The sequence below is a fragment of the Thalassobaculum sp. OXR-137 genome (assembly GCF_034377285.1).
Classification (GTDB): Bacteria; Pseudomonadota; Alphaproteobacteria; order Thalassobaculales; family Thalassobaculaceae; genus Thalassobaculum.
Genome location: NZ_CP139715.1, coordinates 1,750,868 through 1,776,012, shown reverse-complemented (window position 1 = coordinate 1,776,012; position 25,145 = coordinate 1,750,868). Strand labels below are relative to the sequence as shown.

Below are 25,145 nucleotides of genomic sequence, written 5' to 3'. Positions count from 1 at the left end.
CAGTAACAGCCGGGCAGTGACCCGGTCTGATGTTCCAAGGAGAAACCCGATGTCCACCCAGAACGATATCCTGCGCGTGTCTTCGGCTCTGCCGGAGGACCCGTCCGCGCTGGTCGCTCGGGCCCGGGCCATGCAGAGCGCCTACATCCGTGGCCTGATCGTCCGCGGCTTCCGCAGCCTCGGCGCCAGCCTGGCCCACCGCCGCACGATGGCGGCGGTCGAGGACCTGAGCCCGCGCATGCTCGCCGATATCGGCATCGACCTGTCCGCCCTGCGGGCCGGCGTTGTCCGCCGCGTCGATGTCGAAGTCGTCGGCACCCCGAGCGAGAGCTATGCCACCGCCGTGGCGCCGAAGACCGCCAATCCGGTCGAGCCGCACCTGCGCGCCACGACCCTCGGCACCGCCGCGAATACCGACGTGCGTCACGCCGCCTGACCCGCTCCCCCTAGAGCGGCCTGATGCAAAACGGCCGGCACCTCGTGTGCCGGCCGTTGCTTTTTGTGCACTGCGGTATGAACGATCAGCTACGGGCGAAGACCAGCGCGCTCCAGCCGTTGCGCCGGTAACGCCGGATCAGCCGCAGCCCCTGGGTCCGGTGCACCGAAATGACCCAACGCTCCTGCTGGTTCAGCAGGCCCGACAGGATGGCGATGCCACCCGGCTCGAGGCCGCGCTTCAGGGACGGCGCCATCTCCGCCAGCGGCCCCGCCAGGATATTCGCCACCACCAGATCGAACGGCGCCTTCGCCCGCACCGCCGGCGAGCGCCAGCCGTTGGAAACCCGGGTCTCGATCCGCCGGGCGACCCGGTTCATCTGCGCGTTCTCCTGCGCGGTCGCCACCGACACCGGATCGAGATCGACCGCCAGGGTCCGGGCCGAGGGCACCAGCTTGGCCAGCGCCATCGCCAGGATGCCGGAGCCGCAGCCGAGGTCCAGCACGTTGCGCGGCGTGCGCCGCTTCACCAGATCCTGAATCGCCCGCAGGCAGAGCGCAGTGGTCGGATGGCTGCCGGAACCGAAGGCGCGGGCGGCGTCGATCAGCAGCTCCACGCTGGAGGCCGGTGCGGCCTCCTCCACATGGGAGCCGCGGATCCACACACGACCCTCTCGGATCGGCGGGAAGGACTGCCGGTTCAGCGCCAGCCAGTCGACGTCCGGCAGCGGCTCGATCACCGTGTCCGGCGGCGGCGTGCCGACCGTCGCGGCGGCCAAAGCCAGGGCGGCGACGATCGCCGGCCGCTCGGGCTCGTCCTCGGAAATCCCTTCGACCGTCCAGGTGCCGCCGGGGGAATCCTCCAGCGCGGTCACGGCGGACACGAAAGGCGACAGGGCATCGGCCACGACTTCTGAAGCCTTGGCCGGCACGGTAAGGGCAATGCGCCAAAGAGAGCTCATGGACGCCGGATTTACGGCTTGGAGACGAAGGTGTCGACCACGTTCTTGTGCCCGGCGTGGTCGAATTCGACTTCCAGCTTGTCGCCGTCGACCTTGGTGACGGTGCCCATGCCGAATTTCTGGTGGAACACCCGCTCGTCCACGGCGTATTTCGCCGGCTTGGATCGGTCGACCGTATAGCCCTCGCCGTCGATCACCGGCGCGCGGGTGCGGATCGATCCGCCGCCGCGCCGCATGTAGCCGGGGCCACGGCCGGCCACCTTGCCGGCGCGTCCGGCGCTGTCCCAGGTGGGAAGCTTGGCGTCGTCGTCGCGGTCGTAGCTCATGCCGTCGCCGCGCCCGTAGCCGGTGCGACCGCCGCCATAACCGTAGCCGCCGGCGCCGTAGCCGCTGCTGCCCGAGCCGTAGAGCCCGGCCTCGCTGATCATCTCAACATGTTCGCTCGGCAGCTCGGAGACGAAGCGCGACGGGATGGCGCTTTGCCACAGTCCGTGCACACGGCGGTTGGCGGCGAAGACGATCTCCACCTTCTTGCGCGCCCGGGTCAGGCCGACATAGGCGAGCCGCCGCTCCTCCTCCAGGCCGGCCGCCCCGTTCTCGTCCAGGGCGCGCTGGTTCGGGAACATCCCCTCCTCCCAGCCCGGCAGGAAGACCACGTCGAACTCCAGGCCCTTGGCCGCGTGCAGGGTCATCAGGCTGACCTGCTCGCCATCGGCGGCCTCGGCATTCTCCATCACCAGGGAGATGTGCTCCAGGAACCCGCCCAGGCTCTCGAACTCCTCCAGGGCGGTGACCAGTTCCTTCAGGTTCTCCAGGCGGCCCGGCGCTTCCGGCGACTTGTCCTTCTGCAGCGCGGCGGTATAGCCGCTCTCGTCCAGCACCATGCGGGCGAGGTCGGAGGGATCCTCGCTCTGCGACGCCTCGCGCCAGCGCGCGAAATCGCCCATCAACCCGCCGACCGCCCGGCGCGCCGCCGGTTTCAGCTCGTCGCTCTGCACAAGCTGTTCAGCGGCGATGGTGAGCGGGATGTTGGTGGAGCGGGCGTGCTGGAACAGCACCTGCTCGGTGGTCTTGCCGATGCCGCGGGCGGGAGTGTTGATAATCCGCTCGAAGGCGAGGTCGTCATCCGGCTGGGCGATCACCCGCAGATAGGCGATGGCGTCGCGGATCTCCTTGCGCTCGTAGAACCGGGCGCCGCCGACCACCCGATAGGGCACGCCCAGCGTGATCAGCCGCTCTTCGAATTCGCGGGTCTGGAAGCCGGCGCGGACCAGCACCGCCATCTCGCGCAGCGGCACCTTGGCGCGCTGATAATCCTCGATCCGGTCGCCGACGACCCTTGCCTCCTCCTCGCCGTCCCATACGCCGCGCACGGTGAGCTGGTCGCCGTCCGCACCCTCGGTCCACAGGGTCTTGCCGAGCCGCCCCTCATTATGGGCGATCAGGTCGGAGGCGGCGGCCAGGATGCGTGAGGTGGAGCGGTAGTTCTGCTCCAGCCGGACGACCTTGGCGCCGGGAAAGTCCTTCTCGAACTTCAGGATGTTGCCGATCTCGGCCCCGCGCCAGCCGTAGATCGACTGGTCGTCATCGCCCACGCAGCAGATGTTCCTGTGGCTCTGGGCCAGCAGCCGCAGCCAGAGATACTGGGCGACGTTGGTGTCCTGATACTCGTCCACCAGGATGTAGCGGAACTGGGTCTGGTACTGCTGCAGCACCTCGGGACGGGTCTGGAACAGGGTCAGGCAGTGCAGCAGCAGGTCGCCGAAATCGGCGGCGTTCAGGGTGGTCAGCCGGTCCTGATACTGCCTGTAGATGTCCTGCAGCTTGCCGCCGGCCATGTCGCCGGCCTCGGCCACGCCGATCTTGTCGGGGGTCAGGCCCCGATCCTTCCACCGTTGCAGCACGCCCATCACCACGCGGGCGGGCCAGCGCTTGTCGTCCACGTTCTCGGCCTGGAGCACCTGCTTCAGCAGCCGGATCTGGTCGTCGGTGTCGAGGATGGTGAAGTTCGACTTCAGCCCCACCAGCTCGGCGTGGCGGCGCAGGATGCGGGCGCAGAGCGCGTGGAAGGTGCCGAGCCAGACCTGCTCCGCCGCCGGGCCGACGATTCGGCCGACCCGCTCCTTCATCTCTCGCGCGGCCTTGTTGGTGAAGGTCACCGCCAGCACGTTCCAGGGCTTGGCCTTGCCCATCGCCATCAGGTGGGACAGCCGTGTCGTCAGCACCCGCGTCTTGCCGGTACCGGCCCCGGCCAGCACCAGCACCGGTCCGTCCAGCGCGTCCACCGCCGCCCTCTGGCCCTCGTTCAACCCGTCGAGATAGCCGCCGCGCGCGCCGATCGCCGGTACATGTCCAGGGCCGGGATAGGCCGGGGCCGGACCGGAAGGACGCCGGTACGCCGCCGGGTCGATCCCGCCGTCATCGTCTTTTGAAAACAGATCCGCCATGACCCCAGCATATAGCATTCCGAGGGGCGATCCGCAGGCCTAAGTCGCACGGCTGGTGCCTCGGCCCGGCCTCGAACCGCCGCCGGATCGTCCCTACAAACAGGATTGCGACATTAATCGAATTTAACCTTTTATTATAACGTTTGCCTTACAAATCCAGATCGCGGGTTACCTCGTAGGGTAAGTTGCAGGCTGGCGGCCCAGGCCGTCCGGCCCATGAGCGGATTCCCCCGGATCGCTCGGTGCAGTCTTGAGCCGGTCCCATGTGCCTGCGGTTCACGGGGAAACGGGGGGTGCTTCGGCACCCCCCGTACTTACATCCACGCAGCCTTACATCGACGCAGCGCTGTCAGATCGTCTCGCCGTGTTCCTCGGCCTGCTGGGTGATGAGCGCCTGGTTGTAGGCCCGCATCACGTCGCGCTCGTGCAGGCAGCCGATCAGCCGCATCCGCTCGGCCGAGTCGACCACCGCCAGCAGCCCTTCCTCGGCTTCCGAGAACCGTCGGATCGCCTTCTCCACATCGTCGCCGATCTCCAGGAAGGGCGGATGCTTGCGCGCCAGGTCGATCGCCGTGTACTCGCGGTCATGGGACAGGTCGAAGGCCACCTCGCCCAGATCCGCCAGGGTGATGGTGCCGACCAGCTTCTCCTCCGAATCGACCACGAACAGCTCGTTCATCGGCGCCAGACGCAGCCGATTGCGCAGGCTGTCGAGCCCGGCATCCTTGTTCACCGAAACGTGATCCTGCTGCATCAGGTCGTGGACCTTCAGGTTGCGCAGGGCGGTGACGTCGTGGCCGCCATGGATATGCACCCCCCGCCGCCGGAGCTGGTCGGTGAAGAAGGACGGGCTGTGCCAGACCCGGGTGATGACCGAGGCGATGACCACCGCGACCATCACGCCGACGGTCAGCTTGTAGTCGCCGGTCATCTCGAAAATCATCAGGATCGTGGAGATCGGCGCCCCGAGCGTGGCCGCCGCCACCGCCCCCATGGCGATCAGCGTGTAGGCGCCGTGGCCCGAGGCCAGGTCCGGGAACGGGATGGCGGCGACGATCCCGTAGGCGCCGCCGATCATCGCGCCGATGAACAGCGACGGCGAGAACACCCCACCGCCGAAACCGGCCCCGAGACAGAGCGCCGTCATCAGGATCTTCAGCACCGCCAGGGTCAGCATCAGCTCGAGGCCGTAGCCCTCGACCTCATTGAGAGCCCCGTCCATCGCCTCGTAGCCGACGCCCAGGATCTCCGGGAACCACAGGGCGACCACGCCGACCACCAACCCGGCCACCGCCGGATGCAGCCAGCGGGGCAGCGGCAGGCGCTGCCCCTGCACCTCGACGAAGGCGGCGACCCGCATCAGCGCCACGGCGGCCACGGCGCAGACCCCGCCGAGGATGACGAAGGCCGGGAATTCCAAGAACGAGGTGATGTGATGGCCCGGCACCTCGAAGGCGGGGAAGTCGCCGAACCAGATTCGCGACAGGATCGTGCCGAAGACCGAGGCGATGACGATCGGCGCGAAGGCCGAGAGCGCATAATGCCCGATCACCACTTCCAGGGCGAAGAACACCCCGGCGATCGGCGCGTTGAACGAGGCCGCCACCGCGCTCGCCACGCCGCAGCCCAGCAGGGTACGCGCCTGGCTGCGGGTCAGGTTGAGCTGGCGGCCAAGGAAACTGGCCAGCGACGCGCCCAGATGCACCGCAGGACCTTCACGCCCGACCGACGCGCCGCAGCCGATCGACGTCGCGCTGATGATTGCGGCCCCAAGCCCCTGACGCATGGACATCCGCCCGGCCCGCAGGGCGCTGGATTCGATGACGTTGGCCACGCCCTGGGGTCGCCCGCCGGGCATCACGAACTTGCAGAACAGACCGACCAGCAACCCGCCGATCGCCGGTGCCAGGATCAGCCGCCACCACTCCGTCTCCGCGGCGTAGGTCGCCACCCGGTCGGATCGGAAGCCGAGGAACAGCAGCTGCAGGAAATCGATGGACTCGCGGAAAACGATGGCGCCGCCGGCCGCAGCCCCGCCGACCGCTACCGCGACGGCAGCCATGACGACCTGGTCGTTGCCGACCAGCCGCTTCAAGTCTTGGATGTACCGGTTCGCCATGAATGCGGGGACCCGCCGGGAAACGCAACAGAGACGGCAGCTTAGCGACGATCCGCGATCCGTCAAAGACCTGACGGCGTCCCAAGGAAAGCGGTTGGCGTCGCGGCCCGCCTGGGCATAGCATCACAGGCATGGACATCACGATCAGACCCGCCCGCTTCCGCGCTCCCGAGGAGACCGGAGACGACGATGCCGAAACCGTCCGCGGCCTGGTGCGCGCGCTGGCCCAGGTGCAGGAGGCCGCCGACTATGTCACCGGCAGCGCCGACGACCTGCGCCGGGACGGCAGCGGCGACCGCCCCTACTTCCGGGCGATGATCGCCGAGCGGGCGGACGGCACGGCGGTCGGCCTCGCGGTCTATTACTTCGTCTACTCGACCTGGGCCGGCCGGCCGAAACTGTATGTCGAGGACCTGTATGTGGACGGCGACCTGCGCGGCACCGGCCTCGGCCGCCGGCTGATGGCCTCGCTCGCCCGGGTCGCGATCGATCACGGCTGCGTCAAGCTCGACCTCTCGGTGAAGACCGACAACAAGGCCCGCGACTTCTACTCGCGCCTCGGCCTGAGCCGGAGCGGTACCTGGCTGCCCTATACGGTGGGCGGCAGCGACCTGGAAACCCTGGCATCCAGCGGCTGACAACCGCCCGTTACGCCTGATCCGCATTGCCCCCGCCCCCTGGGCGCGCTAACTGTTTCGCCATGACAGACACGCTCATCATCACCCTGGCCCAGCTCAACCCGCGCGTCGGCGACGTCGAGGGTAATTTCGCCAAGCTGCGGCGCGTGCGCGCCCAGGCGACGGCCGAGGGTGCGGACGTGATCCTGACCCCGGAACTCTACGCCTGCGGCTATCCGCCGGAGGATCTGGTCCTGAAGCCGATGTTCGTCGCCGAGATCCGCGACGCGGTGGAAGCGCTGGCCGCCGAGACCGCCGATGGCGGCCCGGCGATTCTGCTCGGCGCGCCCTGGGCCGAGGGCGACAAACTGTACAACGCGCTGCTGCTGCTCGACGGCGGCACGGTCCAGGCCGCCCGATACAAGGTCGACCTGCCGAACTACGGCGTGTTCGACGAGAAGCGGGTGTTCGACGCCGGCCCGATGCCGGGTCCGATGGACGTGCGCGGCGTGCGCATCGGCGTACCGATCTGCGAGGATATCTGGACCCCCGACGTGGTCGAATGCGTCAGCGAGACCGGCGGCGAGATGCTGCTGGTGCCGAATGGCTCGCCCTTCGACAGCCAGAAGCTCGACAACCGGCTGCAGCACGCCACCTCCCGCGTGGTCGAGAGCGGGCTGCCGATGGTCTATCTCAACCAGGTGGGCGGCCAGGACGAGCTGGTGTTCGACGGCGCCTCCTTCGTGCTGAATGCCGACCGGACCGTCGCCGCCACCCTGCCGGCCTGGGAAGAGGCGGTCGTCACCACGACCTGGACCCGCGGTCCCGACGGCTGGTCCTGTGCGAAGACGCAGACGGTCGAGCCTAAGACCGGGCTGGAGGCGACCTACCGCGCCATGGTCGTCGGCCTGCGCGATTACGTGACCAAGAACGGCTTCCCCGGCGTCATCCTCGGCATGTCCGGCGGCATCGACAGCGCCCTGTCCGCCGCTGTGGCGGTCGACGCGCTCGGCCCGGACAAAGTCCGCTGCGTGATGATGCCCTCGCCCTATACCAGCGATCACAGCCTGGAGGATGCCGCCGCCGCGGCGAAGCTGCTGGGTGTGGACTACACGACGATCAATATCGGCCCGGCGATGCAGGCCTTCGAGACCATGCTGGCCGACCAGTTCGCCGGCACGTCGCCGGACATCACCGAGGAGAACGTCCAGGCGCGCTCGCGCGGCATCACCCTGATGGCCCTGTCCAACAAGTTCGGCCACATGGTGCTGTCCACCGGCAACAAGTCGGAAATGTCGGTCGGCTACGCCACCCTCTACGGCGACATGTGCGGCGGCTATTCGGTGCTCAAGGACGTCTACAAGACCACCGTGTTCGAGCTCTGCCGCTGGCGCAACGCCAACAAACCGGCCGACTGCCTCGGTCCCGAGGGTGCGGTGATGCCGGAGCGGATCATCACCAAGCCCCCCTCGGCCGAGCTGCGCCCGGACCAGAAGGACGAGGACAGCCTGCCGCCCTATCCGGTGCTGGACGGAATCCTGACCGAGCTGATCGAGAACGAGACGCCGGTCGCCGACATCGTCGCCAAGGGCTACGACAGCGAGACCGTGCTGCGGGTCTGGCGCCTGCTGGACCGCGCGGAGTACAAGCGCCGCCAGGCCCCGCCGGGCGTGAAGCTGACCAGCCGGTCCTTCGGCAAGGAACGGCGCTACCCGATCACCAACGCGTTCGTCGGCGTCTACCGCCCGAAGAAGACGCAGCAGGCGGCCGAATAGGCATATCGCCAAGTAGGCGGCACACCGACCCAACGGGGACCTCATGACCGTACGCGTCCGTTTCGCGCCGAGCCCGACGGGGCTTCTGCACGTCGGCAATACCCGTCAGGCGCTGATCAACTGGTTGTTCGCCCGGGCGAAGGGCGGCGCGTTCATGCTGCGCTCCGACGATACCGACCTCGAGCGCAGCACCGCCGAGTTCGCCGAGAAGATCGAGCGCGACCTGAACTGGCTCGGCCTGACCTGGGATCTGTTCGCCCGCCAGTCCGACCGCCTCGACCGCTACGCCGAAGAGGCCGAGCGGCTAAAGCAGATGGGCCGGCTCTACCCCTGCTACGAGACCGCCGAGGAACTGGCGCTGAAGCGCAAGCAGCAGCTGTCCGCCGGCAAGCCGCCGGTCTACGACCGCGCCGCCCTGTCCCTGACCGACGCCGAGAAGGCCGCCAAGGAAGCGGCGGGCATCCGGCCGCACTGGCGCTTCAGGCTCGACCACGAGGTGGTCACCTGGGACGACCTGGTGCGCGGCGAGAGCCGGCAGGACATGGCCTCCCAGTCCGACCCGGTGCTGATCCGAGCCGATGGCAGCCCGGTCTATTCCATGGCCTCGGTGGTGGACGACATCGAATTCGCGATCACCCACATCATCCGCGGCGAGGACCACGTCACCAACTCGGCCACCCAGATCCAGCTCTTCCGCGCGCTGGGCGCTGAGCCGCCGGTGCTGGGCCACACCTCGCTGATCGTCGGCGCCGACGGCGCCGGCCTGTCCAAGCGCCTGGGCAGCCTCAGCCTGCAGGATCTGCGCGAGACCGACGGGCTCGAGGCGATGGCGGTCAACTCCCTGCTCGCCGGGCTCGGCACCAACGAGGTGGTGGCCGCCACCTCGCTGGATCGGCTGGTGGACGGCTTCGACATCACCCGCTACGGACGCGCCACCCCGCGCTTCGATCCGGCCGAGCTGGCGCAGATGAACGCCAAGATCCTGCACGAGACGGCCTATGCCGATATCGCCGGCCGCCTCGCCGATCTGGGCGTGGAAGGCGGGGAGGCGTTCTGGAACGCGGTGCGCGGCAACATCGCCAAGCTGGCCGAGGCCGGCGAATGGTGGGTGGTGGTGAATACGCCGGTCCCGCCGGTGATCGCCGAGGACGACACGGCGTTCTGCGCCGCCGCCGCCGACCTGCTGCCGGAGGGCGAGCCGACCGCCGAGACCTGGGGGGTGTGGACCGGCACCCTGAAGGCGGAGACCGGCCGCAAGGGCAAGGGCCTGTTCATGCCGCTGCGCAAGGCGCTCACCGGACGTGAGCGTGGACCGGAGCTCGGCGATCTGCTACCTCTCCTCGGTCGCGCGCGGGTCGTCTCCCGCCTGCGCGGCCAGACGGCTTAGACGCCCACCGATTAACCGAGAGGAATCCATGTTCGCGCGCCGCCCGCTCACGTCGATCGGCACAGCGTTCTACACGACGGCCGAGGTCTGTCGCTGATCGCGCCTGCGCTTTCGCGCCCGCCGACAGCCTGAACCAGACCCACCGGAGTCCGAGACATGGATCTCAAGATCACCAATACGCTCCTGCGCGAGAAGCAGGTCTTCACCCCGATCGACCCGTCGAACGTGCGCGTCTATGTCTGCGGCCCGACGGTCTACGACTACGCCCATGTGGGCAACGCCCGGCCCGCCGTGGTCTTCGACGTGCTGATCCGCGTGCTGCGCCATCTCTACGGTGCCGAGCACGTCACCCACGTCGCCAACATCACCGATATCGACGACAAGATCATGACCCGCGCCAAGGAGCGCGGGGTCGAGATCGAGGCGCTGACCGGCGAGACGACGGAGATCTACAACGCCGACATGGCGGCGATCGGGGTCAACCGGCCGGACGTGCAGCCGCGCGCCACCGGCCATGTGGGCCAGATGATCGCGCTGACCGAGCGGCTGATCGAGCGCGGCCACGCCTATGTCGCCGAGGGCCACGTGCTGTTCAACGTGCCGTCGATGGCGGATTACGGCCAGCTCTCCCGCCGCGACCGGGACGACATGATCGCCGGCGCCCGGGTCGACGTCGCCCCCTACAAGCGCGACCCGGCCGATTTCGTTCTGTGGAAGCCGAGTGCCGAGGACCAGCCGGGCTGGGACAGTCCCTGGGGCCGCGGCCGGCCGGGCTGGCACATCGAATGCTCGGCCATGGCGGCGGAGCATCTGGGCGAGGTGTTCGACATCCATGGCGGCGGGCTCGACCTGATCTTCCCGCACCATGAGAACGAGATCGCCCAGACCCGCTGCGCCTTCGGCCACGAGACCATGGCGAATTACTGGATGCACAACGGCTTCGTGACGGTCGAAGGCGAGAAGATGTCGAAGTCGCTGGGCAACTTCTACACCGTCCACGACATGCTGGAGGAATGGCCCGGCGAGGCGATCCGCCTGCTGCTGCTCTCGGCCCATTACCGCCAGCCGCTGGACTTCTCGAAGGCCGGGCTGAAGGAAGCCAAGACCCAGCTCGACAAGCTGTACGGCGCCCTGCACCGGGCGGCCAATGACGGGCACTATCCGGACTGGAACTTCGACCGCACCGACAATCCGGTGCTGGCCGCCCTCTGCGACGACCTGAACACGCCCCTGGCCGTCAGCGCCCTGCATCAGATCGCCCGCGAGCTGAACATCGCGCTGGACAAGGGCCGCAACCGGCAGATCCCGGAACTGATGGGCAAGCTGCTGGACTGGAGCGCGCTGCTCGGTCTGCTCCAGGGCGAGACGGAAGCCTGGTTCAAGGGCGAGGCCGGCGACGACGCCGAGGAGATCGAGGCGCTGATCGCCGCCCGCGTCGCCGCCCGCCAGTCCAGGGATTTTGCGGAAGCCGACCGTATCCGCGACGCGTTGAAGGCCCGCGGCATCGAACTGGAAGACGGCGCCGGCGGCACCACCTGGAAGCGGGCGGGGTAGGGCCCTCACCATTTTACCATTATCGTCATCCCGAACTCGTTTCGGGACCTACTAGGCATCGGTCCGGGATGAGGTCCCGAAACAAGTTCGGGATGACAAACCTGAGAGTTGAGGCCTTCCCGGCCTAGCGCCGGGACCCAGGCTAGGGGCCGCTGGCGAGCTGGAGTTTGTCCCGAAACGCGCCGGCAAGCGTCACTCTCGGCCCCGGCGCGGAAGCGGGGAGACGGATGGGTGAGAGGAGGGCCGAGTCCCCCTACACCCCCACCTCGGCCGCATCGGCCATCGTGTGGATCACCATCGCCTGGTCCCGGCCCTTCGACACGCCCCTCCGGGGCTGCTCAGGACGAGGTCAAAGTTATCCTTCCTAGAGACCTCGCCCTGACCTAAAGACCTCGCCCTGACCTAAAGACCTCGCCCTTAGCAGCACCCGGACTTGATCCGGGAGCGTGTCGAAGGGCCGACCGCCGCGGGCTCAGTGTAAGGGAATGCCCCGCTACACCCCCACCTCGGTGGCATCGGCGATCACCCGGATCGCCATCGCCTGGTCTCGGCCCCTCACCTCGATCTCATGGCTCGGGTAGCGGCTGAAATCAACCCCTGAGGCCCGCGCCAGCGCGTCCGACACGATGAGCTGCGCGCCGAATTCCTTGGTCAGGGACTCCAGCCGGCTGGCGGTGTTCACCGTGTCGCCCACCGCCGTCACCCCGCGCACCCGCCCGTAGCCCATCTCGCCGACGATGGCCGGACCCAGATGCAGGCCGATGCCGATCCGCAGGGGCGCCTCCAGGTCGCCGGCCAGGGACTCGTTCAGGTCCACGAGCCGCCGCGCCATCTCCCGCGCCGCCGCCACCGCCTGGCGCGCGCCCTCCTCCGGGTCGCCGTTCACGCCAAACAGGGCCATGATCCCGTCGCCGATGAATTTGTCGATCCGTCCGCCGGCCCCCTCGATCGCAGCCCCCATCTCGGCGAAGTACCGGTTCAGGATGAACACCACGTCATAGGGCAGCCGCTCCTCCGACAAGGTGGTGAAGCCGCGGATATCGGCGAACAGCACCGCGATCTCCAGCTCGCGCCCCTGCAGATAGCTCGGCCCGCCGCGGGTTTCCGCCATGCCGGTATTGTGCGGCGGAAGCAACGGCGTGATCTCCAGATCCTCGACCACGCGCGTCTGGCAGGCCAGCCGCACGTTCGGCGCCGCCGAGATCCGGTGCAGCACCTTGGCCTCCGCATCGTCGGGCGGGGGCAGATTCTCCAGCCCGCGCGACACCCGCACCCGGCAGGTCGAGCAGCGCCCGCGACCGCCACAGACCGAGGCGTGGGGAATCCCGTGCATCCGGCTGACATCCAGCAGGGTCATGCCCCGGATCGCCTGCACGGAGCGACCGGCGCCGTAGCCTACCCGCACCCCCTGGCTGCGCCGGTGCAACGCCATGCGCATCCAGCGGGCGGCGAAGGCCGCGACCACCACCACCGCATACCCGGCCTTGATCTCGTCGAACCGCTGGATCCACAGGGCGATGGTCTCGTTGTCGGGCAGGTTTGCGGACCGGATCGCCAGCGGCAGCCATCCCGGCGTGGCCGTCAGGTCCGCCACGGTCATCCCGGCCGCGACGAAGCCGGCGAGCGACAGGGCCGGCAGCAGCACCGCGGCCGACAGCAGCCACGGCTTCGCCCGGTCGTACCAGGATGCATAGCGCAGCCACAGGTGCAGGCCGGTGCAGCCATGCCCCCAGGCGACCAGCACGGCCGCCGACTGGTTCAGCGCGCCCACCGGATCGAACACCCAGAGATTCAGCAGCACCCAGGTATGGTCGTCGTCCAGCCCGTAGAGCTCGTGCATCAGCCGGTTGCTCAGCACGTGGCGCAGGATCAGCAGCGGGATCGCCAGGCCCAGCGCGAGCTGAACGACCTCGGGCACCGCCATCGCCTTCAGGGAGTCGCGGTAATAGATCGCCCGCAGGGCGATCAGCATGTGCAGCAGGATGCTGCCGTAGAGCAGGATCGATACGGCCTGGGTGCGCACCACACCCTCGATCAGGGCGAGCCCGGCATCCAGCGCGGCGATCGACCACAATCCCGCCACATGATTAACCAAGTGTGCGCTCACGTAAGTGAACAGCACCAGACCGGTATAAAGACGGAGACGGGAGATGATCGGCGACCAGGAGATCCGCCGTTCCGGGCGGTTCAGCCGCCGCTGCGTGTCGACTGCCGTCATCGCTCTGCTCCCGTCACGCATGGACAATAGCCTAATGTCTTGAATTTCGCTGTAATTTCGATAAATGACGAACCCAACCAACGGTTACGTCACGCACACCAAATGAGCGTCCCATGACGACAGCATTGTCCGTGCGCGGACTGAGTAAGAGTTTCGGACCGGCCAATGCCCGAAAGACCGCGGTCGACGGGCTCAGCTTCGAGTTGGAACAGGGGGAGGTCCTCGGATTTCTCGGCCCGAACGGCGCCGGAAAATCGACGACCATGAAAATGATCTGCGGCTTCCTGGCGCCGGATGCCGGCACCGCGGTCATCTGCGGCCACAACGTTCTGAGCGATCCCATCGCCGCCAAGAGTGCCATCGGCTACCTGCCGGAAGGGGCGCCGGCCTATCCCGACATGACCGTCATCGCATTCCTCGACTTCATCGGCGCCGTCCGCGGCTTCGACGGGGCGGAGCGCCGGGAGCATGTGGAGGCGGCCATGGCCAAGACGCAGCTCCGCGAAGTGGCGCACCAGCCGATCGAGACCCTGTCCAAAGGCTTCAAGCGCCGGGTCGGCCTGGCCCAGGCGCTGCTGCACAACCCGCCGGTGCTGATCCTGGACGAGCCGACCGACGGCCTCGACCCGAACCAGAAGTTCGAGGTCCGCAAGCTGATCCAGGAGATGGCCGCCACCAAGGCGATCGTGATCTCCACCCACATCCTGGAAGAGGTCGACGCGGTGTGTACCCGCGCGGTGATCATCGCCCGCGGGCGGATCGTCGCCGACGGCACCCCCGCCGACCTGCGCGGCCGCTCCGCCAGCGGCAATCTGGACGACGTATTCCGCGAGGTGACGGCCAATGTCTAGGACCGGGCGCAATGTCTGGCTGGTGACGGCGCGAGAGCTGAAGGCCTACTTCGCCACGCCGCTCGCCTATATCTTCATCGTCATCTTCCTGATCCTCGCCGGCGCGATGACCTTCTTCGTCGGCGGCTGGATGGGGCGCGGTCAGGCCGACCTGCAGCCGTTCTTCACCTTCCATCCGTGGCTCTACCTGTTCCTGGTCCCCGCGCTGTCCATGCGGCTGTGGGCGGAGGAGCGGCGGACCGGCACGATCGAGCTGTTCCTGACCCTGCCGGTGACCATGATCGAGGCGGTGGTCGGCAAATACCTGGCCGCCTGGATCTTCACCGGCATCGCCCTGGCGCTCACCTTCCCGCTGTGGATCACGGTCAACGAGCTCGGCAACCCGGATAACGGGGTGATCGCCGCCTCCTATATCGGCAGCCTGCTGATGGCGGGGGCCTTCCTGGCGGTCGGCTCGATGATCTCGGCCACCACCAAGAACCAGGTCATCGCCTTCGTGGTGACGACGGCCGTCCTGTTCGTCTTCACTCTCGCCGGCTCCAACGTCGTGCTGGACGCGATCCGGTCCTTCCTGCCGGACACCGTGGTCGACATCGTCGCCGGCTTCGGCTTCCTGACCCACTTCCAGTCGATCGCCCGCGGCGTCATCGATCTGCGCGATGCGATCTTCTTCGCTTCCGTGATCGTCCTGGCGCTGGCCGCCAATGCGCTGATCGTCGACCTGAAGAAGGCGGAATGACCATGGCAACCGTCGACGCCCCCGCCGGAAAGCACGCCCGCAAGCGCAAGAAGCGGGAGCCCCGACCGGGCTCCCAGGGCCGGCTGACCGCCATCGCCCTGTTCCTGCTGGCCGGCCTGTTCATCTCGATCAACGTGCTGGCCGCCTTCTCGATGACCAGCTTCCGGGTCGACCTGACCCAGGACCAGCTCTACTCCCTGTCGCCCGCCACCCAGCGCGTGCTGAGCGAGGTGGAGGAGCCGATCACCCTGCGGTTCTATTACTCCAAGCGTCTGGGCAGCCAGTACCCGAACTACGGCGTCTATGCCGACCGGGTGCGCGACATGCTGCAGGAATACGCCGACCGCTCGGCCGGCAAGATCGTGCTGGAGATCTACGATCCGGAGCCCTTCACTCCGGTGGAGGACCGTGCGGTGTCCTTCGGTCTTCAGTCCGTCTCGCTGGAAGGCGTGGACGGCAGCGTGTTCTTCGGCCTGGTCGGCACCAACACCACCGACGACGTGGAGCAGGTGCCGTTCTTCCAGCCGGACCGCGAGGCGTTCCTGGAATACGACATCACCAAGATGATCTACGCCCTGTCGAAGGGGACGACCGGCAAGGTCGGCATCCTCGGCAACAAGAAGATCACGATGGACGTGCGCATGGGCCAGAACGGCCGGCCGGAACATCTCCCGCCGGCCCTGGTGACCACGCGGATCGAGGAGGTCCTGGAGGTCGAGGAGCTGGACGAGGAGGTCGAGGTCATCCCCGACGACATCTCGATCCTGATGATCATCCACCCCAAACGGCTGTCCGAGCGCACCCGCTTCGCCATCGACCAGTACATCCTCGGTGGCGGCAAGGCGGTGATCTTCGTCGACCCCTATTCCGAGGCCGACGGCTGGCAGGCCGCGAACGGCCCGGTCAACGGGGCGGCCAGTGCCCTGGACGAGATGTTCGCCGCCTGGGGCCTGGAGATGCCGACCGACAAGGTCGTGGCCGACCGCTTCGCCGGCCGCCGGGTCGGCAACGCGACCGGCACCGGCTACGTCACCTATGTGCCCTGGCTGCTGCTGCGCGGCCCGAACCTGGACAAGGACTCGCCGATCACCGCCCAGGTGGACAGCGTCGCCGTGGCCAGTGCGGGCTACCTGAAGCTCAAGGACGGCTCGCCCCTCACCCTGGAGCCGCTGCTGACCTCGAGCCCCGGCTCGACCCTGTTCGACGTCAAGCAGGTGGCCACCCAGCGCCCGAACCCCCAGGCGCTCCTGAACGATTACCAGGCCGGGCCGGAACGCTTCGTCATCGCCGGAACGCTGACCGGAGAGGCGCCGACCGCCTTCCCGAACGGTCAGCCCGAGGCGATCGAGGGCGGCAATCCGGAGCTGCGCCACGATTTCGACGTGGTCCGCGACAAATCGGACGGACCGATCGACGTGGTCGTGGTCGCCGATACCGACCTGCTGGACGACCGGTACTGGGTGACCTACCAGAACTTCCAGGGCCAGCGGGTGGCGATCCCGGGGGCGGGCAACGGCGATTTCGTCGCCAACGTGCTCGACGCCATGACCGGCTCCTCGGCGCTGCTCGACCTGCGCGGCCAGGGCAGCACCTACCGGCCGTTCGAGGTCATGGAGACGCTGAAGCGCGAGGCCGATCGCACCTACCAGGCGAAGGAGCAGGAACTGCGCCAGACCCTGGACGAGACCCAGAAGAAGCTGCGCAGCCTGCGCGAACGCAACGGCGCCACCGGCGGACCGGTGGTGCTGAGCGAAGAGGAGCAGGCCACCATGCGCCAGCTTCAGGGCGACGTGCTGCGGATCCGCAGCGAGCTGCGCGGGGTGCAGGCGTCCCTGCGCTCCGACGTGGAGCGGCTGGAGCGCGAGCTGCAGTTCGTCAATATCGCGCTGATGCCGATCCTGGTGGCGCTGTTCGCCCTCGTCCTGTCCGTCATCCGCGCACGGCGGCGCCGGCGGCGGATCGAAACCGCCGACGCCGGCGCGTGAGGAGGCTGCGATGATCACCCGACGCACCGTCACCCTGCTGGGATCGCTCACCCTGCTGACCGCCATCGGCGCGTCGGTGGCCATGGTCGACCGGCTGTCCGAGATCCGCACCGAAGTTGCGGCCGAGGTGCTCTATCCCGACTTCGAACGGCGCGCCGGCGAGGTCCGCCAGATCGAGGTCATCCGGTCGGAGGACAACCCGGACGGCATGATCTCCATCGTGCGCACCGGCGACGGCTGGATCCTGCAGCAGCGCGACGGCTACCCGGCCCGCACGGACACGGTCCGCAAGCTGCTGTTCGACATCGGCCAGCTGGAACTCATCGAGCGCAAGACCGCCGATCCGGGCAAGTTCGACCGGTTGGAGCTGCGCGACGTCGCCCAGCCGGAATCCATGGCCTCCCGCCTGGTCATCACCACGGCCGACGGCGAAACCCTGGTCGACCTGCATGTGGGCAAGGGCCGGGACAGCCTGTCCGGCGGCGAGCCGATGGTCTATGTCCGCCGCACCGACGAAACCCAGACCTACCTCGCCGAGGGCGCGCTGGAGCTGAAGGGCAAGGCACCGCTCTGGCTGTTCCGCGAGGTGGTGGACGTGCCCCAGGCCTCGGTGCAGCGGGCGACCATCGTCACCGCCCAGGGCGACCGCATGGAGCTCGAGCGGGCGAGCGCGGACGGGCGCGATTTCGGGATCGCCGACCTGCCGGAAGGCCGCAAGATCGACTCCCAGTACGCGGTGAACAACGCCGCCACCGTGCTCGACAAGCTGATGTTCGACGACGTGCGCACCGCCGACGGGCTGACCTTCGATCCGGCGCTCGGCCATGCCGAGTTCACCACCAAGGACGGGGTGCTCTACACGGTGGAATTCGCCGAGGCGCCGACAGAAGCCGGCGCGGCCGACACCGTCCGCTGGATGCGGGTACGCATCACCGTGCCCTCAGGCGCCCCCGAGGAGGCGCGCGCCCTGGCGGAGAAGCACCGCCAGCAGACCGACACCTGGGCCTTCCGGATCTCCGACTGGGAGATGGAGCGCCTGACGGCCACGGTCGAGAGCCTGACCAAGCCGGCCGAGGCGAGCTGAGGGGCTCGACCTCGCCTTTCCGCGTCCACCTGTTCCTCTCTCTTCCCCATCACCGACTTCCTGGACGGCCCGAAGGGACGATCCAGGAAGTCGGTAAAGAGAAATCGATGAGAGGACGGAGTATCCTACGGCGATTGAGCCCGGGCCTCCCCCGCCCTACGATGGCTGAACCATCGAGGGAGGATTCGACGTGCCACGGTATACGCCCGGCCCCTGGAAGATGCGCCCGAACGGCGAACTCTGGTCCTATCGGCGCGGCGGCAACCCTGCGCAGATCGGGACCGTTTCCTGGACGGGTGCCGCCGACGAGCGCGACGGCAACGCCCGGATCATCGCCGGCTCGGTGGATCTCAGCGAAAGCATGGAAGAGCTGATGCTGATCGTCTGCCAGCCCGAGGTGGTGGCGGCGATCCAGGGCTGCGACCGGATCTCGGCCAAGTCGCGGATGATCATCGAGAACGCCCGCACCACCCTGGAGGAGGTCACCGGCCGCAAGCTGCCGGAATGGCCGAAGCGGGATCCGCACGACACCCGCCTCGAATCGACCTGATCCCGGCGGCCCGAAGCCCATGCAGATCCGGGAGCTCCTCGCGACGATCGCGTCCAGCAAGGTGGCCGACTGGCAGACCATCTTCCGGCCGACCATGCGCCACCGGTTCACCGAAATTCTCGACGAGGCCGGCAAGCGGGAACAGCTGCTCGTAGACGAGCACCGGGTCTCGTTCTGCTACCGGCCGGACATCGCCATCACCATGGCTTACGGCCTGGTGGATCAGGCGGCCGTCCCCCTCCCGGCCGACCATCCCTTCGGTCGGGAAAACGCGCGGTCGATGTATCTGGACATCTTCTACGAAGGCCGGCTGGTGCATCGCGAGACGGTGATCAGCATCGACCGCCACCGGTGTCTGCTTCCCCTGCCGCAGTCCTGGGAGCCGCCGATCGCCGTGCCGACGGCGCAGTTCAGCCTGATCCGGCTGATCCATGCCCTGGCCGGGCCGCCGACGGACTACGACTCGTATTTCAAGGAGTGCGGGATGGTGCGGGCCGACACCGCGGCCTGGCCCTGAGCCGCCGGTCCGCTCAGAATCCCTGGGAGAACAGGGCGCCCGCCTTGTTGATGAGGAACAGCACGCCGAGCCCGCCGATCACGATGACCAGGAGCCATCCCGTCGCCTTGAGCGCCACCGACACGTCCTGATTCTTCGGCTTCTTCTTGGTCCGGGCTGCGGCGGCGGCGGGAGCCGCGGCTGCGGGAGCGTCTGCGGCCTTGGCGGCAGGCGACGGCGGCGTGGGCCGTTCCCTGGCCGTCTTCGACGTATCGAACACCACCAGTTCCTTGCCCTGGCCGGTCTTCGGGTCGAACGTATCCTTGATGACCTTGATGCCTTCGAAGCGCTTTTCGCCATGCAATTGCTTGGCGACCTCGATCGAGGAGTCCTTGTCAGGGTACGTCGAATCGATGACCCACTGGCCACCTTTCAGCGTGTGTACCTCGTACAGTGACTGCGCCATTGCTCCCCTCTCGGCAGGTCTTGCTGAGTACGCGGGATACTAAGCGAAGGTCCCCGGGAAGTCAGCCGAATGGTTCTATCTTAACATCCGGGATCTTAACCAAAACAAAACGGCCCCGCCGAAACCGACGGGGCCGTGCAACCTTTTCCTGAACCGCGGCCGAAGCCGCCGCGAGCGTTACTCGCGGTTGCCGAAGAGCTGCAGCAGGAACATGAACAGGTTGATGAAGTCGAGATACAGGGTCAACGCGCCCATGATCGCCTTCTTGCCGGCGACGTCGGAGGCGTCGATCTCGTTGTACATCTCCTTGATCCGCTGGGTGTCGTAGGCGGTCAGGATCGAGAAGACCAGCACGCCACCGACCGAGATCATGAACTGCAGTGCCGTGGAGGCGAGGAAGATGTTCACGATGCTGGCGATCAGCACGCCGAACACGCCCATGATCGCGAAGGTGCCGAGACCGGACAGGTCCTTCTTCGTGGTGTAGCCGTAGAGGCTCAGCCCGGCGAAGGCGGCGGCGGTGATGAAGAACACCCGCGCGATGCTCTCACCCGTGTAGACGAGGAACACCGACGATAGGGACAGGCCCATCAGCGCCGCGAAGACGTAGAAAGAAATCCGGGCGGCGGAGAGCGACATGCTCGTCACCCGCGCGGAGATCAGGAACACCATGCCGATCGGCGCGAGCATCACGACCCAGCGCAGCGGCGAGGCGTAGAGCGTCTCGCCGAGAGGCGTCAGGTAGCCGTCCTGGACGGCGAGCATGGTGGTGCCGAACGCGATCAGTCCGGTGAACGCGAGCGCCGCCACCATGTGATTGTATACGCCGAGCATGTACTGGCGCAGACCGACGTCGTATTGGGCGACATCGGCCTGTGACCGCGACATCGTCTGACGATCGTAATTCATGAGAACCCTCTTCATCTGCCCCGGCCCCTGCCGGCATACCCTCGTAAGGTAAGGACGAAGAGCCTTTCATTCAACTGCGGCGCAGGGCGATTCTTCCGCCGGACCATACTTTTCCACGGAATTTTTTAATTCGTCCAAAACCGGTTGTCCCAGGACTTTGGACTCTATATCGCCAGGGGTTCTAGACCCGCCGACCGCGCCCCGAAGACGAGAGATCGCGAGAATGGACGAGGAACGCCTGCTGGATGGACTGGTCTCCGGTCCCGACGATGCCGAGTATCAGCTCGACCTGGGCGGGCTCGACATACCTCACGCGACGGAGTCCGTGCGCCAAATGCTTGAGCGTAATAGATTTCGCGCCCCGCGCACGATCCTGGTGACCCTGGGCGATCCGTTCCCGGGCGGCCCAGAAAACCTGTTCCAGCCGATCGGCCGGCAGCTGCTGGAGGCGCGGCGCAGCGGCGTGATCGACTCCATGAAGCCGATCACGACCGATTACGGTCCCGGCTACTGGATCCGGACAGTGGGCAATGAAAAGGCCCCGACGGAGAGCGCCGAGAGCTAGATCACAAGATCGTTATTCGGCGGCCTCGGCCCGCAACTCGCGGCGGGTCTGCTTGCGACTCTCGCTCTTGAGCTGACCGCAGGCCGCCAGGATGTCCCGGCCGCGCGGCCGGCGCACCGGCGAGGCGTAGCCGGCCTTCAGCACCACCTGGGCGAACTGCTCGATCTTCTCGTCGCTCGGGCAGACGTAGTTCGAGCCGGGCCACGGGTTGAACGGGATCAGGTTGATCTTCGCCGGGATGCCGCGGATCAACGACACCAGACGCTTGGCATCCTCGACGCTGTCGTTGATCCCCTCCAGCATCACGTATTCGAAGGTGATGCGCCGGGCGTTGTTGACGCCGGGATAGGCGCGGCAGGCGTCCAGAAGCTCCTGGATCGGCCACTTCTTGTTGATCGGCACCAGGATGTCGCGTGTGTCGTCGGTGGTCGCGTGCAGCGAGATCGCCAGATTGACGCCGATCTCCTCGCCGCAGCGCTCCATCATCGGGACGACGCCCGAGGTCGACAGGGTGATGCGGCGGCGCGACAGGGCCACGCCCTCGTTGTCCATGACGATGCGCAGCGCCTTGGCCACGTTGTCAAAATTGTACAGCGGCTCGCCCATGCCCATGAGGACGATGTTGGTCAGCCGGCGCTCGGTCCCGGCGGTCGGGAACCCGTCCAGTTCGTCCAGCGCCAGCATGACCTGACCGACGATCTCCGCCGCCGTCAGGTTACGCACCAGACGCTGGGTCCCGGTATGGCAGAACGAGCAGGTGAGCGTGCAGCCGACCTGGGAAGAGATGCACAGCGTGCCGCGGTCCTCTTCCGGGATGAACACCATCTCCGCCTCGTTGCCGTCGGCGAAGCGCAGCAGCCACTTGATGGTGCCGTCGATGCTGTCCTGGCGGGTGGCGATGCCCGGTCGCGAGATCCGGAACCGCTGCTCCAGATCGGTGCGCAGCGGCTTGGCCAGGTTGGTCATGCCCTCGAACGCGATCGCACCCTTGTGGTAGATCCACTGCCAGACTTGGTTGGCGCGGAACTTCGGCAGCCCGGCCTCGGCGAACAGGGCTGCGAGTTCGGCGCGGTCGAGGCCGATCAGATCGGCGCGCGAATCGGCCGGCATCGGCCCGCGCGCGGCGAAGGCGCGCAGGTCCGCGGCGGCCTGCTCGGCCGAGACGGTCGTGATGGCAGCTTGCGTCATGCGGCGCAAAATGGCGCCGCGACCGCCGCAACGCAAGTGTCCTGTGCGACGCCCCGCCCGAAATGCCTTACGGACAGGCCTTGTCGATCAGTGCCTTGGTCGCGGTGAAGCCGCTCAGCGAGTAGGTGTCGGTGGTCAGCGTCCCGCGCGACGACACGCCCTTCACCACCATGTCGGCGCCCCGCACCATCGCCTGGACCAGCGGTCCGTCCTCCTCGGGTCCCTGGGTCCAGGCCCGGTCGCCGCTGGTGAACATGTCGAAGGTGGCGCCGCCGATCTGCACGGTCACCTCGCTGTCCTTGCGATAGGTATAGCCGGTGACGATGCTGACCTCGTCGTGAATGCCGGCCTTGGGGTCATGGGTGACCAGGGCGAACACCTCGCCGCGCGCGCTGTAGTCGCCCTCTGCCTTGGTCGGAGAGGACGCCATGTAACAGACCTTGCCGCCGCCCCGAGACAGGGTGAACGCGGTCCAGTCGCCGTTCCGGCCGATCCGCTCCGGCTCGGCCGCCGTCGCCGGCTGCGCCGCCATTGCCCCGATCACCGCCAGGGCCATCATCATCGCTCGGGTAGTCCAGCTCATTGCTCATTTCCCTCCGCGCCCACGTCCGACCCGATCCAGCGCCCACGACGCAGCGGATCGAATGCGGAGCCCGTCTTCGATGCCATCACCGCCCGACGATTTCAATTGCCGAGCACCAGCACGGATCCAAATCGATGGATGTGGCAGATAAATGGCGATGTATCCGAGCCCGGTGATCCGGGCGTCTCGGCGCCGCGTAGAGGGGGCATGGAAGCACGATGCTGGTACGAAGGCGAATCGACACAGCCGGCGGGAGGGGGTCCCGCGGCGATGGTTGCGTTGCGTCGGCGGCTCCCGTTACATGACTGCATGACGTCCGCCCCCGACATCGCCGAAGAGCCGGCGTCCTTCGACTCCCTGATCGAGGCGGTGGCCGTCGACCGCAGCAAGGCGGCATTCGCCGAACTGTTCGAACATTTCGCCCCGCGCCTGAAATCCTATCTGATGCGCCTCGGTACCGACGGTGCTGCGGCCGAGGAGGTGGTGCAGGAGGCGATGGTCATGGTCTGGCGCAAGGCGGACAGCTTCGACCGCCGGCAGGCCAGCGCCAGCACCTGGATCTTCACCATCGCCCGGAACAAGCGGATCGACCGCCTGCGCCGCGAGCGTCGGCCGGAGCTGGATCCGAACGATCCGGCGCTGGTGCCCGATGCGGAACCGCAGGCCGACCGCTCGGTCGAAGCGAACCAGTCGCGGGTGCGCATCCTGACCGCGATAAAAAATTTGCCGGCGGAGCAGTCCGAACTGATCCGGATGGCGTATTTCGATGACAAGTCCCATGCGGAGATCGCCGCTGAGAAGGATCTGCCGCTCGGAACCGTGAAATCCCGTATCCGCCTGGCCCTGGGCCGCATGCGGCGAGAGGTTGACGATCTTGGCTGACATCGGCCCCCATCATCATCCCGAAGCGGACCTGCTGCTGGACTATGCGGCGGGCAAGACCTCGCAGGCGGGATCCGTGCTGGTCGCCACCCACCTCGCCCTGTGCCCGACCTGCCGCCGCGAGGTGCGCGACTACGAGTCGCTCGGCGGTCTGCTGATGGAAACGACGCCCCCGGAAAGCCTGTCCGACGGCGCGCTCTCGGCGGTCCTTGCCCGGCTGGACGACAGTATCGACGAAGCAGAGGATCTGCCCCGGCCGATGCAGCCCCTGGATCCGGAAACCGTCAGGCTGGTGCCTGAGCCCCTGCGCAGCTTCCTGAGCGCCGGAATCGACGCTCTTCCGTGGAAGACCCGCGGAATCGGCGTGCGCGAGGCGATGCTCGATATCGGCGACCCCGCGGTGCGGACCTCGCTCGTGCGGATCGCGCCCGGCGGCCGCGTCCTGTCGCACACCCACGGGGATGTCGAGCACACCCTGGTGCTGAAGGGCGCCTATTCCGACGGCATCGGACGCTATGCCCGGGGCGATGTCTGCGTCGCGACCCCGGAGATCGACCACACGCCGGTCGCGGACATGTCCGAGGAATGCCTCTGCCTGATCGTGGTGGAAGGCGGACTGAAATTCACCGGTCCGTTCTCGCGGCTGCTCAATCCGCTGATGCCGCGCTGACCAGACCGCGCCGGCCAGACTGGGCTGATCTCCCCCGGCAGGCTCAGACTTCGCCCCGATCCGTCTTCGCGTCCTTCAGCCTGGCTTCTTCCGCCTTGCGGTCGCGGCGGCGCTGCTTGCGCACCCACAGCGGCGCCCCGAAGGCGGGCACCGGCGCCGGCTCGGTCGGCGCGCCCGGACGGTGCGGGCGCGGCGCGAACAGGCCCAGGCACAGCATCCGGTCGTACATCACGATGCCGCCCGCCAGGCTGACATTCACCGAGAAGCGCGTCGGGATCTTGATCACATGCTCGCAGCGCTCGACCAGCTCCGGGTCGAGATGGCCGCGCTCCGGCCCCATGATGTAGGCGGCGTTCTTCGGGTGGTGGAAGCTCGGCAGCTCGATCGCGTCGTCGGTGATCTCCACCCCGACCAGCGCGCAGCCTTGGGGCAGCAGCATCTCGTCCGGTGAGCCGAACCGGTAATAGGGCAGGTTGCCGGTCGTCCCCGACGTGTCGGCATGCCGCAGCTCGCGGCTGTTGTAGGTTTCGCCCACGGTGAAGACGAAGCTGGCGCCGAAGGCATGGGCGGTGCGCATGAGCGCGCCCATGTTCTGTGCCTTGTTGATCCGGTCGGCGCCGATGCCGAAATACCCTCTCATGCCGATCCTTCATCTGGACTGTC

General features: G+C 67.5%; 23 protein-coding genes. 14 read left to right on the top strand and 9 right to left on the bottom strand.

Features of this window, described 5'->3' with window-relative positions; genetic code table 11:
• The first annotated feature begins 49 nt into the window (after positions 1 to 49).
• Positions 50 to 436, top strand: coding sequence for a DUF1127 domain-containing protein (locus T8K17_RS08360; RefSeq protein WP_322334042.1), 387 nt, complete (start codon positions 50 to 52; stop codon positions 434 to 436).
• A gap of 85 nt (positions 437 to 521) precedes the next feature.
• On the opposite strand, the gene T8K17_RS08355 is transcribed toward T8K17_RS08360, so the two are convergent.
• The 3 genes from T8K17_RS08355 to T8K17_RS08345 all read right to left on the bottom strand — a co-directional run bounded on the left by T8K17_RS08355 (position 522) and on the right by T8K17_RS08345 (position 5,963).
• Positions 522 to 1,397, bottom strand: coding sequence for a 50S ribosomal protein L11 methyltransferase (locus T8K17_RS08355; protein ID WP_322334041.1), 876 nt, complete (start codon positions 1,395 to 1,397; stop codon positions 522 to 524).
• Positions 1,398 to 1,408: 11 nt separating this feature from the next.
• A complete protein-coding gene (locus T8K17_RS08350) occupies positions 1,409 to 3,844 on the bottom strand; it encodes an ATP-dependent helicase (protein ID WP_322334040.1) in 2,436 nt (811 codons plus the stop codon).
• A 349-nt stretch (positions 3,845 to 4,193) separates the two neighbouring features.
• Positions 4,194 to 5,963 (bottom strand): chloride channel protein, encoded by a 1,770-nt coding sequence (locus T8K17_RS08345; RefSeq protein ID WP_322334039.1) that lies wholly within the window; start codon positions 5,961 to 5,963, stop codon positions 4,194 to 4,196.
• A 131-nt stretch (positions 5,964 to 6,094) separates the two neighbouring features.
• On the opposite strand from T8K17_RS08345, the gene T8K17_RS08340 reads away from it, so the two are divergent.
• The 4 genes from T8K17_RS08340 to cysS all read left to right on the top strand — a co-directional run bounded on the left by T8K17_RS08340 (position 6,095) and on the right by cysS (position 11,296).
• On the top strand, positions 6,095 to 6,601 hold the full coding sequence (locus T8K17_RS08340) for a GNAT family N-acetyltransferase (RefSeq protein ID WP_322334038.1): 507 nt from the start codon (positions 6,095 to 6,097) through the stop codon (positions 6,599 to 6,601).
• 62 nt (positions 6,602 to 6,663) lie between these two features.
• Entirely contained in the window at positions 6,664 to 8,355 is a 1,692-nt protein-coding gene (locus tag T8K17_RS08335; RefSeq protein WP_322334037.1) for an NAD+ synthase, read from the top strand.
• Positions 8,356 to 8,398: 43 nt separating this feature from the next.
• The gene (gene gltX / locus T8K17_RS08330; protein ID WP_322334036.1) at positions 8,399 to 9,742 is read left to right on the top strand and encodes a glutamate--tRNA ligase; all 1,344 of its coding nucleotides are present in this window, start codon (positions 8,399 to 8,401) and stop codon (positions 9,740 to 9,742) included.
• Positions 9,743 to 9,898: 156 nt separating this feature from the next.
• A complete protein-coding gene (cysS, locus tag T8K17_RS08325; protein ID WP_322334035.1) occupies positions 9,899 to 11,296 on the top strand; it encodes a cysteine--tRNA ligase in 1,398 nt (465 codons plus the stop codon).
• Between the two features lie 493 nt (positions 11,297 to 11,789).
• On the opposite strand, the gene T8K17_RS08320 is transcribed toward cysS, so the two are convergent.
• A complete protein-coding gene (locus tag T8K17_RS08320) occupies positions 11,790 to 13,514 on the bottom strand; it encodes an adenylate/guanylate cyclase domain-containing protein (RefSeq protein ID WP_322334034.1) in 1,725 nt (574 codons plus the stop codon).
• 113 nt (positions 13,515 to 13,627) lie between these two features.
• Here T8K17_RS08320 and T8K17_RS08315 point away from each other — a divergent pair, with 113 nt between their 5' ends.
• From T8K17_RS08315 to T8K17_RS08290, 6 genes are all read left to right on the top strand, one after another.
• Positions 13,628 to 14,365 carry an ABC transporter ATP-binding protein gene (locus T8K17_RS08315; RefSeq protein ID WP_322334033.1) on the top strand — a complete coding sequence of 246 codons (738 nt, stop codon included), beginning with the start codon at positions 13,628 to 13,630 and terminating at the stop codon, positions 14,363 to 14,365.
• Complete coding sequence (locus T8K17_RS08310) at positions 14,358 to 15,104, top strand: ABC transporter permease subunit (protein ID WP_322334032.1); 747 nt, start codon at positions 14,358 to 14,360, stop codon at positions 15,102 to 15,104. Before T8K17_RS08315 ends, T8K17_RS08310 begins: the two co-directional genes overlap by 8 nt.
• The gene (locus tag T8K17_RS08305) at positions 15,101 to 17,089 is read left to right on the top strand and encodes a GldG family protein (RefSeq protein WP_322334031.1); all 1,989 of its coding nucleotides are present in this window, start codon (positions 15,101 to 15,103) and stop codon (positions 17,087 to 17,089) included. The genes T8K17_RS08310 and T8K17_RS08305 overlap by 4 nt, the downstream gene beginning before the upstream one ends.
• Before the next feature lie 10 nt (positions 17,090 to 17,099).
• A complete protein-coding gene (locus tag T8K17_RS08300) occupies positions 17,100 to 18,173 on the top strand; it encodes a DUF4340 domain-containing protein (RefSeq protein WP_322334030.1) in 1,074 nt (357 codons plus the stop codon).
• 190 nt (positions 18,174 to 18,363) lie between these two features.
• Positions 18,364 to 18,723, top strand: a complete 360-nt coding sequence (locus tag T8K17_RS08295; protein WP_322334029.1) for a hypothetical protein — start codon at positions 18,364 to 18,366, stop codon at positions 18,721 to 18,723.
• A 19-nt stretch (positions 18,724 to 18,742) separates the two neighbouring features.
• Positions 18,743 to 19,240, top strand: a complete 498-nt coding sequence (locus T8K17_RS08290; protein ID WP_322334028.1) for a hypothetical protein — start codon at positions 18,743 to 18,745, stop codon at positions 19,238 to 19,240.
• Between the two features lie 13 nt (positions 19,241 to 19,253).
• Here T8K17_RS08290 and T8K17_RS08285 read toward each other — a convergent pair whose 3' ends face one another.
• Both T8K17_RS08285 and T8K17_RS08280 read right to left on the bottom strand, forming a co-directional pair.
• Positions 19,254 to 19,685 carry a hypothetical protein gene (locus T8K17_RS08285; RefSeq protein ID WP_322334027.1) on the bottom strand — a complete coding sequence of 144 codons (432 nt, stop codon included), beginning with the start codon at positions 19,683 to 19,685 and terminating at the stop codon, positions 19,254 to 19,256.
• Between the two features lie 177 nt (positions 19,686 to 19,862).
• Positions 19,863 to 20,594: a Bax inhibitor-1/YccA family protein gene (locus T8K17_RS08280; RefSeq protein WP_322334026.1), complete on the bottom strand. Its 732-nt coding sequence runs from the start codon at positions 20,592 to 20,594 to the stop codon at positions 19,863 to 19,865.
• A gap of 223 nt (positions 20,595 to 20,817) precedes the next feature.
• Here T8K17_RS08280 and T8K17_RS08275 point away from each other — a divergent pair, with 223 nt between their 5' ends.
• Entirely contained in the window at positions 20,818 to 21,159 is a 342-nt protein-coding gene (locus T8K17_RS08275) for a hypothetical protein (RefSeq protein WP_322334025.1), read from the top strand.
• A gap of 12 nt (positions 21,160 to 21,171) precedes the next feature.
• On the opposite strand, the gene rlmN is transcribed toward T8K17_RS08275, so the two are convergent.
• Together rlmN and T8K17_RS08265 are read right to left on the bottom strand one after the other, a co-directional pair.
• Positions 21,172 to 22,347 (bottom strand): 23S rRNA (adenine(2503)-C(2))-methyltransferase RlmN, encoded by a 1,176-nt coding sequence (gene rlmN, locus T8K17_RS08270; protein ID WP_416153176.1) that lies wholly within the window; start codon positions 22,345 to 22,347, stop codon positions 21,172 to 21,174.
• Between the two features lie 67 nt (positions 22,348 to 22,414).
• Positions 22,415 to 22,930, bottom strand: coding sequence for an invasion associated locus B family protein (locus tag T8K17_RS08265; RefSeq protein WP_322334024.1), 516 nt, complete (start codon positions 22,928 to 22,930; stop codon positions 22,415 to 22,417).
• 309 nt (positions 22,931 to 23,239) lie between these two features.
• On the opposite strand from T8K17_RS08265, the gene T8K17_RS08260 reads away from it, so the two are divergent.
• Both T8K17_RS08260 and T8K17_RS08255 read left to right on the top strand, forming a co-directional pair.
• Positions 23,240 to 23,812 (top strand): sigma-70 family RNA polymerase sigma factor, encoded by a 573-nt coding sequence (locus T8K17_RS08260; RefSeq protein WP_322334023.1) that lies wholly within the window; start codon positions 23,240 to 23,242, stop codon positions 23,810 to 23,812.
• Entirely contained in the window at positions 23,805 to 24,482 is a 678-nt protein-coding gene (locus T8K17_RS08255) for a ChrR family anti-sigma-E factor (protein ID WP_322334022.1), read from the top strand. Before T8K17_RS08260 ends, T8K17_RS08255 begins: the two co-directional genes overlap by 8 nt.
• Positions 24,483 to 24,525: 43 nt before the next feature.
• On the opposite strand, the gene T8K17_RS08250 is transcribed toward T8K17_RS08255, so the two are convergent.
• Entirely contained in the window at positions 24,526 to 25,122 is a 597-nt protein-coding gene (locus tag T8K17_RS08250; protein ID WP_322334021.1) for an RNA methyltransferase, read from the bottom strand.
• Between the last annotated feature and the right edge of the window lie 23 nt (positions 25,123 to 25,145).